Raw genomic sequence first — 15949 nt, forward strand, 5'->3', positions numbered from 1 at the left:
GAAATACCAATCGAACTTTCGATTGGTATGTTTTTTTGATGAGCTGGAAGCCGGTCAACACCACTGATGCCAGCTTATCGAATGCACCGTAAGAAGCATTCTGACCAGCAAGCAGCGATGGGCATTCACTGTGATGATTGGACTTTTCTTTCTTTTATGGCGGTTTTTATCATTTTCACAGTTTCTTCGTCTCCGCTGTACTTTATGGCAGCGCCAAGAGGAGACCTGGCTGAAGAAAAAAGGCCCAAGCTCAGGGTTTTCATTTTTTTCTTTGGGTCTGCTCCACCAGCTAATAAGAGTCTAACAATCTCATTGTTACCATCCTGAGCGGCAAAAAAGAGTGGCGTGGCCCCGTCTTTAGTAGCCAGGTTAACTTTAGCCCCGTTGTCGATCAGCAGCCGGGTTAGCTCAACATTCCCATGGTCCGCTGCACAAGCGAGCGGTGTGGATCCGTCTTTAGCAGCCAGATCAACATCAGCGCCCCTGCTGATCAGCAACCGGGCCACCTCATTATTAGCCTCCTGAACTGCCATATAGAGCGCCGTAACCCCCTTTTTATTAGCCAGGTTAACTTTTGCCCCTTCGTCGATCAGCAGCCGGACCAGCTCAACATAACCTTCAAACGCAGCATTCATGAGCGGCGTGAACCCTTTTTCATCAGCCTGATCAACATGAGCCCCTTTACCGATCAGCAGCTGGGCCAGCTCAACATGATCTTTTTTCACAGCACACATGAGCGGCGTGAACCCATTTTTAGTGACATAGTCAACATAAGCTCCTTGATCGATCAGCAGTCGAGCCAGCTCAACATGCCTGTGAGCAACTGCAATAACCAGCAAGGAAACGATATCCCCGGATTTTACGGACCGGTAATCCTTATTAACAATAAGCCTGTCATGTTGCAGCTCCCTATTCAGACGCCCGAGATTGCCGACCCTGCAAGCCACCAGTGCTTCGGGCTCATTGTAGGGATTGGCACAGCTTGCTTCAGAATTGGCAGAACCGGGTTCATCAAATCGCTGATAGGAGGACAATCCAAAAAACCTGCTAATTGAATCCATAGATCACCGCATTGTTTGGTCTGGAGCAGAAAAGCGTTAATACCCGTACACCCCGTTCATCCTGAGGCTTGTCGAAGGAGGGTGCCTCCGTACTTCGACAAGCTTCAGCACGAACGATATCGCCATCAACGCTTAGCTGCACCGGGAAGCTATCCGAGAATAGCGCCCTTAGCGAGGATGGCAGAGAATTGAGGATAAAAAATCGGAAATTTTTAGACCTATCGGTAAGGGTCAGGAGCTGTAGCCCCCGGCCAGCCAGCTGAATGTTGTTCAGGTTATGCCAACCTCCAACCAGCCGTATGGGTTTCTTGGATCATAATGGGACCCACCAACCTGTCTGTCACACTGGCCTTTGACATGTGGATGACCTGCATAATTTGCCCGTTCATTGACATAAGCACTCTCACTCTGGAAGGAGTCAGAAAACGAAGGTTTTTTGAATTTGGCCTTCAGCTTTTTGGCCGACACGTCAAACAAGCCAAATTTGGGGCGTAGATCACCACCGCCAAAAACCAACTGGTTATTATTACCGTTACGACAAAAGGCTCTTGCTTTTAACTCACCGTCCACCCACAGTTTCACCTCCCCGCCAGCTGCCCGCCCGGTGGTTGAAAACTCACTCTTTTGAACCTGATACTTAATATCAAACCAGCCCTCAGGAAGAGGCATCACGGCAAGATATTTACCATCCTGAACGCCATCACAACATTTCGCCTGATTGAGCGAGGTTGCCGCCCCTGCAAATGAGGGCATGCACTCTTGATTCCCGGTATTAAACTGCTCATAGTAGGCGCTGGCCTGCAGCGTCAGGTAGTTTTTACCGTCATGACTCATGACCCTCAGGGCAATGGGAGACACACTGCCTGTTTCCCATGTCACCCCTTCTGTTTTCAATGCTTCATAGGTTGCCACCGACGCATCCGGTGTCAGGTGTGACAGATAGCCATCAGCGCTCTTATAAAGCCTGGAATCAACGGTCTCCTCCAGGGAAAACAGCGTTCCCTCAACGGGTCTGTCACCGGTTTGCAGTTTAAGGGACAGCTCACCGTATGAGAGCACATTACTGCTGCACTGATAAGACTGATCATGGAATACCCCCATGGCTCTGCCCAGATCAGGATTGGTGATGTCTTCCCCCCGGGACACAAAGCAGGGACTGACACCAATATCGTTATCTGCTGATACCGTGGCATTTCCGTGAGAGTCATGATGCGTCATTCGAAATACAACCTGGTTATCCCGATCAATCTTGACCTGCAAGCTATCCGGATTCCTGCTGCCACCTACCCGCATGTACGAATCATCCGCCGTAAGATCTTCAGGCCCCAGCGGTCTTTGCGGATCAATAATGACAGGAACCGAAGTCAACTTGCGTGAGACATCCCGTTGCCCGGTATCAGCACTGCGCCGCTCCCGGCCGCCCCCATCCACAGAGTCATTTGCACAGCCTGTGGCATTCAGGTGAAGCTTTTCCAGCAATCTGTCGTGTATTGATTTACCACCGTCTTTCTCTATCTCAGATAAAATCCTTGCCTTACCAACATCCCCTCCGGTCAGAGGCAGGTTCGGGTCGATTGCATCCACAGACCTGGATTGAAAGGTTCCAACGTCCGCTGATCCTGCTACCTCAGCACCGACGGGAAATGAGACATTGGGCAAGGGAGCCAGGGAAGCATTGCCAACAGTCATTTGAGCACCTCTTCAACTGATGAATTGATATGTGGCATGGACTAGGAGGCTGTCCGAGAATAGACTGCCCTACTGCGGTGGCAGCAAATTGGTCTAAAAATTCCGTTTTGTTCGGCAAATAGCCCCGCTATTCACCTCACAAAACGGAATTTTTATCCTCAATTTTCTGCCATCCTCGCTACGGGCGCTATTCTCGGTCAGCCTCCTAGGAGGCTGATCATCGGCTTTAGATGCCTTTGTAGAAAAATGAAAACAGCAACCACCGATCAACCCCAGACCAGATGGTGGACTACACGTTGGCTTAAATAGTTCTATAACAAAAGGAAATTCAACCAGGCGGAAGATAGCCATTGAATTCTATGGTAAGGCAATACGGGAACCGGGAGGCTGACGAAAACAGTCTCCCGAGTATCACAGCTACATGCCATTACGGAACGTTTTGTGATCAACGACCCCACTGACTCTGACGTGCTGTAACCCTGTTGAATACGCCTTCAGCAGTTTAAGACAGTAGTCCACCCGGTCCTGCAGATGCTTGTCCCCTTCAGGATCCTCTCCAGTGAACCCCTGCCCGACATGACGGACAATCACATGATCAGGCAGATAACAGATACGGCAATTCTTGTAACTACTGGTACGAAGTTCCACCACAGGATAGGCCCCACCCTGCCCGGCAGAAATCGCCGTAATCAATGCGGGTTTATGGCCCAGCTCAGCGGTACCAAACAGTAGAAAAAAGTTCTTCAACCCGGCCGGTACCATGCCGCTCCACTCCGGTGCCACGACAATCAGCGCATCCGCTTCTTTCAATTTTTGTTTCCAGGGTGCCAGTCTGGCCCGCCACTGCTCATCACCACGCCAGATGGACTCATCCCAATGGGGAAGCGGGTTGCCCGCCAGCGATAGAATCTCAACCGAGTCAAATAAGGAAAGCTCAAGCACACGGTTCGCCAAAAACTGACTGATCCGCTCACTCTGGGATTCCAATCGATGACTGCCACTGATAATTGCAAGCTTCATTTTTCTTCCTGTTCTGCTCTGGACAATTGCACTGAGAACTTTAACAGAGAGTTTCAACATCCGGGTTTATTTTTTACCAATCTTGCCAGATCGTCACTACCGCTTCCTGCACTGCTATGATTAGGCCCTCAGGTATTTTAAATAAATAAAATTAACAAGGTCTCACTATGCAGGTATCCAATGGAACAAATAACGCAGCGTCATCAGCAACGTTATTAACCGGGGTCAACACCAGCGGCACTGCTCGCACCGATACTTTTAACACACAATTAAATCGTCAGACTCCGCCATCAAATACTTCGCTGGAAAAACCGCTAACCGGCTATAAAATCGAAGAAATAAACCCTGCATCAGTAGTTAAAGCAACTTCTGAGCATGGCGCAGCATCGAGCCCTCCCCCGGAAATCGCGCAAAAAGACCTGCCGTTAGCCAGTGCGGCAAAAATAACACAACCCTCTCTGGCAACAGCCAAGCGGGCTATCTTCCATGAAGTGCTGACGGAAATCATGCACTTTCACAATGATCATCCGGGTCAACTGGTTATTTTTGGTTCCTGTGGTATTGACCTGCTACACACTCGTATCAATGAAAATGTGAATGATATTGATATACTGTTGAATGATGAAAAAACCACCAACAATCTGCTTATTCAACTCAATCGAAGACTGCAACAAATTGTGTTTAGCGAAGATTTCCCCTGGAAAGACTGTAGCCCAAACCTCCGTCTTGTTGGTTACCATCCGTATAATGCTGAGCTATCACCTTTATCAGGGCAGTTAACCCTGTTTCATACCGGAAAACCCTGGATTAAAATTGAGTGCTCGGTTAAAACCACATGGATGAAAGAACTGGACCTCATCCGGGATGATTATGTCATCAGAATCCCCACCCATATAAGTACACAGTACAAAGGTACTATTCCTGTTTTGTCGACCATGGGTTATCTGGCTCTCGACCTTCTTTCGTTGAAAAAACTTCATGACAACTTAATCACAACGACAGAAGACAATCAAAAACTGAGAGTCATACTCAATTGCACAATGACTCTTTCAAAAATAGAGAAGCACGTTTGCACCCTTTACTATCACCCAAAAAATCAGAGTCTTTATTCAGAAGCATTTAAGGCACTGAATAGAGGGTTTGTTGAAGCAATTACTTTAATCAGGAACATCTACTCTGTTGATCAGCTATATCACAGTTTTTTTGGTTCGCCCTATGAGCTAAAACATTCCAGATCCCGGGAAAAAAGGGCGTTGATCAATATTCTTTCGTCCGACAAATGCAGGCATGAAACTGCTTACTCATTCAATGAACTGATGATTTTGCTGAGAAATGATTTTGATCTGGAAAATACGGCAAAAGATGGCAATTGTTTTTACGCGTCCCTTGCCAGTGGACTGAATAAAAACACAGCAGCGGCAACCAATTTCCTGAAAACGTATAATTTTCTGCTGGGCACCTCGCTCCACAATACTGCGCATGAGCAGGTTGTTATCCGTCCTGTCATGGTAAGGTTTATAATCCACTACTGGATAGCCTGCGCACTCAACGCCGGATTGAGCGCCTCTGAGCACGAGGAACTGAATACTCTGATCCTTCCGGAGCCTGGCAAATCCATCAATGACCTGCTGGAGAGCCGTACCATTGCCGATTCGGCAGGTAATCCCAATGATACCGCCCACTACGGATGGAGCTCTCTATTGCACATAATGGCTATCATCACCGGGGCAACCATTATCTTGCTGAAAGTCAATCCCAAAAAACAAAATATTGAGAAACATAAGCACAGTATTCATGAAGCCAACCAATTAACACCAAATCTGATTAAAACATTACGGGCTAAACAGCCAGCACTGTTTAATAGCGATGCGAATGATGCACGAATAACCAGTTTATTATTTATTGCTCACTCCGGAGGAGACCATTATTATTCAGCCTCACCATCGCCAGGGCTGATTAACGTTTTCAGGCCCTATATGATGGCTGAACATTATCTTATTGCGCCTGTCCGGGCTCAAGAAACTGAGTGTAAACAGCCACAACATCACGCCAGCCAACCACCAGCTCATCAGCAGACCATCACTGAAGAGACATTGGGCCGCGCACACCAAAGCTCAGATGTTGTCGAACAGAAAACCGGAAGTCTACCCCCGGAAAGACCAGCTTGCAGTGTTGCAAAAATAAAAACACCATCAAAAGAAACAACAGCCGAACCAGCGAATCCTGAAGAGACCAGAGAGCCCGACCCGGAGGAACGCATCAAGAAAAAAATTCAGATCGTGTTAACCCTGATATCCAACCCGAAAACCAGTAATAACCTGAGTAAGAAAAAACTGGATAACCTGGGCGACAGTTTATTTGATGAAGTGTTAAAGGTTATTCAGGAACCCGACCAGACGAATCCGATAACGGTTGACATGAGAGCCTTTTCGGAAACGACACTATTAGCACTGGAAACAGGAAAGCGGTTAAATCACATAGAATCCATACTGTTTCTGGCACTGCATAAGATCATTCATCACTGTGACGTGAACAACCCGATATTCATGACTGAAATACTCAGGGACCTGCATACCGTAAACCGTGCAGGGCACATAAAAGCCTCCATTGTACTGGCGATTCTGGCGGCCCGGACCGGATCTCCTGAAGCATTCAATCTTGCCATGCAGCCGTTCAACCCAACTTGCAACAACCAGACATTTCATAAGCTGCGCTTCACTCTTCCTGTCGAGTTCGACGAGATCTACCCTGATTACCAGACTATTATTCCCCAACAGATTTACAATGCTGTGTATTTTATAGAAAAAAGGAATTTTTCTACCGCTGACTGGCAAGCGATTGATCTGAATTTCCCGGTAAATGAAGAGATCAACAGCTTATTAACCCCGACACTGTTAATCAGTGATTCCCCTGAATCAGCTAAAACCGACATCACCACAATACGCTCGGCACTGCTGAACTGCGCATACAAGGGCAATATATTCCTGCACCGAGGTGACATTCCACGCTCCCTGACGCTCTTTTTAAAATCAGCCATTGCCTACATAATGGCCACTGATAACGGGGCTGATATCAGTCATTATGAAGAGGCGGCGGGACTATCGGCTATTTATATGTCCATTCGCCTGATCTCCCGTATTGACCCGCAGTGCAACCTGCAAAAAGAAGCGCCTTTTCTCCACAGCTGGATGCCTCATATTGATCTTATCCGACACCACCTTGAGACGGCCAGCCTGAAAACATTGCTCTACGCAATCAAGGCACAACGAGCTACCGAAACACTATGGGCTCACAGCTGGTTTACCTACGCCTACAGCAAAACAGCAACCCTGCTGGGGCAGGCACTGCCTGAGTCTTTTGAGACGTTCAAGTTCTTAATGGATCACCAAATAAAATTCCTGCTTGATAATGGCAGCCCCATCCGGGAACTCCCGACCCACGATGCCAGGCAAAAACCCGATACGGCAGACACAACATCACTCGTCGCCAGAAACAGTAGGGAATACACACCGGCCAGCTCTGCTAATGCCAATAAAACACGGTGCGCAGACCCGATATTGCAGGCAAAGTACAAAATAAACGAGAAACTGGAAGCAAAAAAACAAACCAGGAAAGCGGTAGAGATTGTTCGAACCCTGAAACACCGTGTTGACCATTTGTCAGCTGGCTTATTGCAGCTATATCAGGATGCCAATCCCAAAAAAACAAGAAAAGCAGACAATATTTATACCCGGGCCATTCTGTTACTTGACCAGAGCATTGAACTGGCCACCCGGGATATCCCCATCATTACCCGGGAACTCGAAAAAGCCTCCAAAGACAGGGCAAAAAACAATTTTCTGGAAAAAACCAAAATGCAAGAAGCAATATTAACATACAACACACTGTACGGTTTTGCTGCACTGGCTCATATTAAAGAAGAGCTACTGTTTGATCAGGACGTGACGCAGAGATTAATAGAATTTCACAATACCCTGCTTACCAGAGAGTCAATAGAATACATTACCGTCAAACAACATCATAAGTTGGACAAACTGGTAGCCAACTTCATCGAATTGCTGAACCCATTACATTACACCGATAGCTCTGAACAATTCTTAAAAAACATGGTATTGATCCTGGTTTCCTGTAAGCGCATTGTTCCAAACTGTATAAGCGATAGAAATGTCGCCTCCCTGGAAAATCTGATCAAACAGTGGATAGTCGGTTGCCACGATGAAATCAATTTGCTGGAGACACTTGAGCTGATCATTACACTGGACTTGAGTGACCATGAATTTCTCACAAAATTCAACCCTCTTATTGATAAAATATTACTGAAAATTCAGTACATAACAGCAAAACAAGACGATAATTATGATCAAGAGGACCAACTCATTCTCTACCAAAATGTTGAAAAAATACTGGGAAAATTTGATTCAACCGAACAGGTCAATTTTTATCAGTCCATCTGGTCACCCCAATTAGAAAGGCTCAAAAAAATGACCAGTCAGGAGCTGGAGATTAAAAATGCTGAAGCAGAAAAGTATTGGAATATTTTAATCAAAGAAGAGCAGGAAAATAATGCCAGGGAACAGCAAAAATTAGAATCCATTATTAATTGCAAACTATCAGCAATCGTCTCAGAACAAGACAACCAGAATACTGTAAATCCCGATGAATCCGACAGCGAAGAATCCACCTCTGCAGAAAATCATCAACCACCCGGCAGAGCCAGTAGCGATAACGTTGACGCCCCCAAAGACACCACTTCTTTGGACGTCAAAACAGGCTCACTGGATTCACTGAAAACGGCATGGCAATATTTTGGGAATGGGCAGCTATCACAGGCCAATACCCTTGTATTGGAGATACTGAATAACCCGCCGGACGACTCACTGTTGATTGTTCAGATAAAGTCGTTACGATCCGAGATACTGATTAAACAATTTTTTAATTTCGTACTTCAGGGTATGCAGAGAAGCCGGGGTATTTTAGTGTGCTCCACTGACTATCTGAAAAAAATGGAAGCCGATCTGGCCAGACAAACAGAGCTGTCAAAACTCGATAAAAATACAAAAATCACCTTACATAATCCATTTATACAAAAACTGAGTGATAAAATTTCTGAACTGGCAACATTATTCTCAACACACCAACAGATGCTGCAAGATGCATTTACGCTGCAAAAAGAGATCATCAATGTACTGCAACTATTCACCCTGGACAGTGATCAGGAAACACAGGATTTATCACAGATCAAATTTGACCTTGAACTGATGATCGAAGCACAAGATCGTATTACCTGTTTTGTCTCTAATATACAAACAGCCAGTGAAAATCTGATAAAGCTCTTGAACTGCCGAAGGCAACTGCTGGCGCTCATACGGGAAGTAATGGCCAGGAGATCAATTTCAGGTCAGCACTTTGGCAATGTTGTCTCAAAAAACAAACCGTCTGACGCACAAAGCAATTCTGGTTCAACACCGGAAAAAACCCTGACCAACCATTCCATCATTGAAATCGTCCACAAGATGGAAATGTTTGCCCGGGATATGGAAAATTTCAAAGCCCACCTGCTTGAGCCGCAACAGAGTAGTTTTGTACAGAAGCTCATCAAAGCATCCTGAAAAAAAGCCGCATAGCGGCTCTTTTCACAGGATCTGCAGATAAACGGGCTACTTAACCACTTTTAAGTGAGGACGCCCCGGCTTTTTCGGTGGTTGAGGAGGCTCTTCATCCGGCACTTCTGCCTGGACCTCTTCCGCCTCTTCCTGCTCATCAAGGGGTTCCGCCTCAAAGACCATTCCCTGACCATTCTCCTGGGCATAAATAGCCATCAATGCCGGAACAGGTACGGTAATCGTCAGGGCGCGACCACCGAAACGGCCGTCAAACATAATGTAATCATTACCAATATTCAGAGCCCGCACTGCGGTTGGCGAGATGTTCAGAACGATCTGGCCATCCTTGACGAACTCCTGGGGCACCTCAACGCCACGGCGATAGGCGTCCACCAGAATATAGGGTGTGCAATCATTATCAAGAATCCATTCATACAATGCTCTGGCAATATACGAACGGCTACTGGTCATTGTCATAACAGCCTCCGGACAAACACTTCACGCCGCCAGCCAGGTTATTCACGCATTTCCTTTTCGATTTCAGAAAGGCTTTCCTGGAACGACTCACGCTCAAATAAACGCTCAGCATAGTCCAGAATAGACTTACCCTGTTTCGGCAGCTCAACACCCAGCAATGGCAGACGCCAGAGAATCGGTGCCACACAGCAGTCCACCAGGGTAAACTCTTCGCTCATGAAGAACGGCATTTCAGCAAACACAGGCTCAACCGCCAACAGACTCTCCCGCAACTCTTTACGAGCACGGGCCGCTGGTGTCTCCTTGGTTTTGGGATCCAGAATAGTATCCACCAGGGCACACCAGTCTTTCTGAATGCGGTGCATAATCAGTCGGCTCTGGGCGCGGCTGACTGGATAAACCGGCAGCAGCGGTGGATGTGGGAAACGTTCGTCCAGATATTCCATCATGACGTTGGGTTCATAAAGAACCAGTTCCCGGTCAACCAGCGTAGGAACGTTGTTGTAGGGGTTCAGATCGGAAAGCTCCCGAGGAAGGTTTTCCGGATTTACATTCTGAACGTCAACCGCAACGCCCTTTTCTGCCAGTACAATACGAACCCGGTGACAGTAATGGTCAGCTGGATCCGAGAAAAAAATCATGGATGACTTTTTGGCAACTACAGCCATGAAGTACCCCCGCCTTCATGCAAAGGATGAGAGAGTTCGGCAACAATCCCGGCCATGACAATAGCCGGAGGATGACCACAGGCTACCGCACAACGGGTAAAACAGCCGCCCGCGAAATAACGCACTATCATAGCAAACTTTGTACCTGCCATAATAGTCCCAGCAACGCAAATACTTACTACAACAATAACCTGCCGACAGAGTGCATGAGACTGAACACAGTGGCAGTAGCTGTCAGACCGGGTTATCAGAAATCCCATGGCATTGGCAAACATAGTGCCGCCCATGGTAAAAACGCTGAAATCCAGCATAATGCCGGGTGCCAGCTCAGAACCGGAATTATCCTGTTTCGGAATATCGATTAGCTCATCCCAAGTCGCCTGGACTGATACAGTAATATATTGTCCTTCCAGTGACGATTTGACAGGTATATTTTCAAGAGAAAGAAGTAAATTATCTTTTATTGTGGTAATTCATAAGGAACTTTTTGGGAATAATTAAGTCAGATATTTTGTCTGTCCGCAGCCAAAATTATTGTTAATAAGAATTATGGATCGGAAGTAACAAATAATCTGAGGATAATAAGGTATATGAATTTCTCAAATGCTAGTTCTTTAACGGTGACAACACAATCAGAGGCTCACCGGTTATGTGACTACACCCTTAATTGTGAGCGAATTAAACAAGATCGCCTTGCGTGTGGCATCACTACAACGATCCCTGCCATTGGAGGTGCTGCCACTGGTAGTGCTGTAGCCTATACTACTGCAGGCACAGTTTGCGAAACCGTAGCTGGTGGCTTCGGCGGCCTGACTGTTGGCATGGGCTTTTCTTGCGCCGTGCTTCTTTTTGTAAATTTCTTCGCAGATAACTGCGATTACATTACGCTTAGTAATTGTGAGATCACTACCTCCACCGAACCGGCCCCCTCTGTAGTTAGGCAGCAACATAGACAGGAGCCACTATCGGCTGAACCTCCGCCTTACCCGGGAACTGGCTGCGACCCTACAGCGTCTGTTCGGTTCCTGTCAGAACCACCTCCGCCTTACTCGGAAACTGGTTCCATCCGCACAGCACCAGTTCAGTCCCAGCCAGGACCGTATTCTTCTTCTCCATTTCCAAGCATCGGCAATTTTAGCTCCATTCCCCCTACTACTCATGCTATCTCCAAATCGTCAGTGGTAGATCAACCTCGGAAGTAGCGTCCGGTGCCTATAGGCTGACTTCTGGCGGCTCAACCACTCTGGATTTACCGGGCTTCGGATTTTGGTAATTAATAATGGGGGGGCACAGTTTGGCTGATGAAAAGTGAGGGGTTGCAACAGAAATAGGCTCTATGATTACTTCTGCCATATGAAGGTTAATATCAATACAAGACGCAATTGATGTTTTGTAATCAAACATATCTTCACTGAGTGATTAGTTAATAACAAAAATAAATATTAAAACGGCTTTAGCACTCGAATAACTGAAATCGTTGACCCGACGATTAAGTCAGGTCACAGCCATTTAAAACAAGCTTCGTGAATGATAAGAAGGATAAAAGCGGCCAATTACGATAGGTCGACACCAAGAGCTGCTTTGAATAAGGCTTCTATTTTCGCTTTAGCCTGATCATCCCCGCAACGAAAAGAAGGAATATCTAAACCCTCCATTAATAGTTTTTTTGCATTCTTTGGGTTATCCGCTGCTCGATAATCATCAACATTCAGACATGCGTTAGAAGCGTACGGATCAAGATCCTTAAAACGGTCACATTTGTTGTTTACGTTAATTAACTCCTGCTGAACATATGTTTCAACAAGATTATGCAAAAAGATCAAGTTTCTTCGTGTAACGTCTTTCAACACCTCCTTGCCATGGGATATACAACTTGAAATTTCAGCAATTTTGCTGTCCATATCTGGATATTTCTGTTGTATTTTCTGTCGCGTCTTCTCTGCAACTGATACACCGCCGGAAGAAGTCTCTTGAGTCACTGATCCGCGAGATAAGCAGTAGTTTTGACTGTGCCGGGCATTATGTGCCTTGATCAAATAATCGAGCAAATTTTTGCTCTGTAATTCCGTGGCATATCCACCTTTTGATTCAATAAATCGGGCAACCTCTGGACCTAATGTCTCTGCCATAACAGCTTCATAGGCAGGCGGTAAGCTTGAAGCGCTACCTGAATTGGATACATTCATAATTTACCGCTTTAAATTAAATATGTGATTTCTCGGACAAGGTATGCAAGGAATAGTTCCTCATCAAAAGCTGGGGGCAGGTCTTTCATTATGTATAACAATTGTCGTTTATAGAGATAAGAAGAGGCGTTTGCATAATGGAAGACCTGACACCAGCTTTCCTGATTTGATGAGCCTGCTAATTGAGTACATGAATAAGGAAATTCCAGCAAGTTGCTTCCGATCATTCGCCACAGGAAATTATCTCTTATTGTGGTAATTCATAAGGAACTTTTTTAGGAATAATTAAGTCGGATAACTTTGTCTGTCCGCAGCCAACGTTATTGCTAAAAAAATTATGGGTCGGAAGTAACAAATAATCTGAGGATAATTAAGGTATATGAATATCTCTAATGCCAGGTCTTTAACGGTGACAACACAATCAGAGGCTCACCGGTTATGTGACTACACCCTTAATTGTGAGCGAATTAAACAAGATCGCCTTGCGTGTGGCATCACTACACCGTTGGCTGCCGCTGGAGGTGCTGCTATTGGTGGTGTTGTAGCCTATAATACTGCAGGCACAGTTGGCAAAACTGTCGTTGGTGCCTTCGGCGGCATGTCTGTTGGCATTTGCTTTTCTTTCACCATGTGTCTTTGTGTAAATGCCTGCGAAGACAACTGCGATTACATTACGCTTCGTAATCGAGAGATCGCTACCTCCACCGAACTGGGCCCCCTTGCAGTTAGTCAGCAACATAAACAGGAGCCACTAACGGCTGAACCTCCGCCTAACCCGGGAACTGGTTCCATCCGCACAGCACCAGTTCAGTCCCAGCCAGGACTGTACTCTTCTTCTCTATTGCCAAGCATCGGCAATGTTTGCTCCCTTCACCCTACTACTTATGCTATCTCTGAAATCGTTAGTGGTAGATCAACCTCGGAAGTAGCGTCCGGTGCCTACAGGCTGACTTCTGGCGGCTCAACCTCTCTGGGTTTACCGGGCTTCGGCTTTTGGTAATTAATAATGGGGGCTTTCGCTGGTTGGCTGATGAAAAGTGAAAAAAACAACCTGCTGTCTGGTTTACTCCTGATTTGTTAATCTTGCCCATGAATGGTTCGCTCCGTTTCTTATTCTGTCGGTTTCCTCCAGATAGTTCAGCAGCTGCTCCATCCGCTTGCCATACATGGCCTGGTACTTAGTGCCTAAATACTCGGCAGCATCCACCAGTGAGCGTTGGAAAAATTTCCGGGCACGTTGTTACGCAGCCTCGGAAAGTTGTTATGCATGAATATAGAGCACCTTTTCTGACTGGGTTAGCTGCTGCGAGAGTGGTCAAAAAATAGTCGATATCAGTAAAGCTGTCTGACCTAATGCTCTCCCTGATCACCTAACGGCTTATCCACAACATTGTCCACATAAAATCTGGATGATTGCTGTTTGATCACCTATTGCATTTGCTCCGTACACTATCGTTTAACAGCAATAAGTCATGGATATGCTGTTTCTCTATAATGAAACACGCCATACTGTTTAGTGCTGGTTCTGCTGACGCCTAACTGATTGCTCAACGCCCCACACATCAACATTCAGGAGAGGAAACGTGGCTGAGAATACTGCGAGTCAAATAGACCACAGTGTCACCCCGGACGATCATCCCCAAAAAATAACACGAACTATAGTTCTAAATGACAGCAGCCCTGAGAACAAACGACAGGAGTTATTAAATTATTTCCACCAGACGTTTGATCAATATGAGCTGCTGTTTGAAACCCTGGCCTGCCAGGAAGCCTGGTACGAAAAGGCAATACCCCTCCGTCACCCGCTGATCTTCTATTATGGGCACACTGCCGCTTTTTTTGTTAACAAACTGATCACCGCAAAACTGATCTCGGAACGAGTTGACCCTTATATTGAGTCCACCGTTGCCATTGGTGTGGATGAAATGTCCTGGGATGATCTGGACGAAAACAACTACCAATGGCCAACCGTGCAACAGGTTCGTGACTACCGCAGTAAAGTCAGGGCACTGGTTTCCGGCTTCATCCGGAACATGCCACTGGAGATACCCATCAACTGGGAGAGTCAGGCCTGGATCATTCTGATGGGCATTGAACATGAACGCATTCACCTTGAAACCTCATCGGTACTGATTCGCCAGCTACCAATCTCCTACGTCAGGCCGCACAGTTATTGGCAACACTGCACAGACACAGGGTCAGCACCGGAAAACCGCCTGATTGAGATGCCCGGAGGATCACTTCGCCTGGGCAAAGATTACGATAATTTACTCTACGGCTGGGACAATGAATATGGATGCTGCGAGGTTGATGTGGCACCCTTCAAAGCCAGCGAATACCTGGTGAGCAATCAGGAGTTTAAAGCCTTTATTGATGCCGGTGGTTATGACAATGAACGCTGGTGGACGGATGAAGGCTGGGCCTGGAACACGTTCAGCAACACGGATGGTAAAGCGCGCCACCCCGAATTCTGGATCCCCGAAGGGGACAGTTATCGCTACCGCACCATGCTGGCAGAGATCGATATGCCCTGGAACTGGCCGGTAGACGTCAACTGTCATGAAGCCCAGGCCTTTTGTCGCTGGAAGTCAGAAGTGACCGGCAAACAGATTCAGCTGCCCAGTGAAGCCGAATGGTATCACCTTAGGGAGGCCATCAGTACTGACCAGCCCTGGTGGGATAAAGCCCCCGGAAATATCAATCTCGAATACTGGTCTTCATCCTGCCCGGTTGACCAATTCAGAACCGGAGAGCTATATGACATTATCGGGAATGTCTGGCAATGGACCACCACCCCCATTGACGGTTATGAAGGATTCCGTGTTCACCCCTGCTACGATGATTTCTCAACCCCGACCTTTGATGGACGACACAACCTGATTAAAGGGGGTTGCTGGATATCAACCGGCAACTACGCTATTAAAGAATCCCGCTACGCCTTTCGCCGCCACTTTTTCCAGCATGCCGGTTTCCGTTACGTAGAGTCCAGTGCCATGACCAATACCTCCAGCAACCCTTATGAAAGTGATGCCCTGGTTGCCCAATATCTGGCGTTCCATTTTGGGGAGTCTTACTTTGATGTACCCAACTACCCTGAAGCCTGTGCCCGTCTCTGTTATGAAGTCAGTGGCGATACACCCCGAACACGGGCACTGGACCTGGGCTGTTCAGTAGGGCGCACCAGCTTTGAACTGGCCCGCTGGTTTCAACATGTGGACGGCATCGACTTCTCTGCCCGATTCATT

10 protein-coding genes are annotated in these 15949 nt (G+C 46.7%); 4 read left to right on the forward strand and 6 right to left on the reverse strand.

All coding sequences use genetic code 11. The features are described from left to right. Positions 1 to 125: 125 nt before the first annotated feature. From J7438_RS12360 to J7438_RS12370, 3 genes are all read right to left on the reverse strand, one after another. Positions 126 to 1034 carry an ankyrin repeat domain-containing protein gene (locus tag J7438_RS12360; RefSeq protein WP_209276763.1) on the reverse strand — a complete coding sequence of 303 codons (909 nt, stop codon included), beginning with the start codon at positions 1032 to 1034 and terminating at the stop codon, positions 126 to 128. A gap of 297 nt (positions 1035 to 1331) precedes the next feature. Next, positions 1332 to 2750, reverse strand: a complete 1419-nt coding sequence (locus J7438_RS12365) for a hypothetical protein (RefSeq protein WP_209276764.1) — start codon at positions 2748 to 2750, stop codon at positions 1332 to 1334. Between the two features lie 417 nt (positions 2751 to 3167). Then, entirely contained in the window at positions 3168 to 3770 is a 603-nt protein-coding gene (locus J7438_RS12370) for an NADPH-dependent FMN reductase (protein ID WP_209276765.1), read from the reverse strand. 167 nt (positions 3771 to 3937) lie between these two features. On the opposite strand from J7438_RS12370, the gene J7438_RS12375 reads away from it, so the two are divergent. Next, positions 3938 to 9379, forward strand: a complete 5442-nt coding sequence (locus J7438_RS12375; protein ID WP_209276766.1) for a hypothetical protein — start codon at positions 3938 to 3940, stop codon at positions 9377 to 9379. 48 nt (positions 9380 to 9427) lie between these two features. On the opposite strand, the gene J7438_RS12380 is transcribed toward J7438_RS12375, so the two are convergent. Both J7438_RS12380 and J7438_RS12385 read right to left on the reverse strand, forming a co-directional pair. Then, on the reverse strand, positions 9428 to 9850 hold the full coding sequence (locus tag J7438_RS12380; protein ID WP_353620130.1) for a ClpXP protease specificity-enhancing factor: 423 nt from the start codon (positions 9848 to 9850) through the stop codon (positions 9428 to 9430). A gap of 38 nt (positions 9851 to 9888) precedes the next feature. Beyond that, complete coding sequence (locus J7438_RS12385; protein ID WP_101746485.1) at positions 9889 to 10518, reverse strand: glutathione S-transferase N-terminal domain-containing protein; 630 nt, start codon at positions 10516 to 10518, stop codon at positions 9889 to 9891. Between the two features lie 17 nt (positions 10519 to 10535). Between J7438_RS12385 and J7438_RS12390 the strand changes: the two genes are divergently transcribed. After that, a complete protein-coding gene (locus J7438_RS12390; protein ID WP_209276767.1) occupies positions 10536 to 10883 on the forward strand; it encodes a hypothetical protein in 348 nt (115 codons plus the stop codon). Between the two features lie 1188 nt (positions 10884 to 12071). Here the strand turns inward: J7438_RS12390 and J7438_RS12395 are convergent. Further along, complete coding sequence (locus J7438_RS12395) at positions 12072 to 12704, reverse strand: hypothetical protein (RefSeq protein WP_209276768.1); 633 nt, start codon at positions 12702 to 12704, stop codon at positions 12072 to 12074. 379 nt (positions 12705 to 13083) lie between these two features. Here J7438_RS12395 and J7438_RS12400 point away from each other — a divergent pair, with 379 nt between their 5' ends. Beyond that, positions 13084 to 13704 (forward strand): hypothetical protein, encoded by a 621-nt coding sequence (locus J7438_RS12400; RefSeq protein WP_209276769.1) that lies wholly within the window; start codon positions 13084 to 13086, stop codon positions 13702 to 13704. Positions 13705 to 14287: 583 nt separating this feature from the next. Further along, positions 14288 to 15949, forward strand: a 1662-nt coding sequence (ovoA, locus tag J7438_RS12405) for a 5-histidylcysteine sulfoxide synthase (protein ID WP_209276770.1), incomplete at its 3' end; no start/stop codon positions are given.

Origin of the sequence: Thalassotalea sp. G20_0, assembly GCF_017744175.1 — a bacterium.
Lineage (GTDB): Bacteria > Pseudomonadota > Gammaproteobacteria > Pseudomonadales > Endozoicomonadaceae > Endozoicomonas.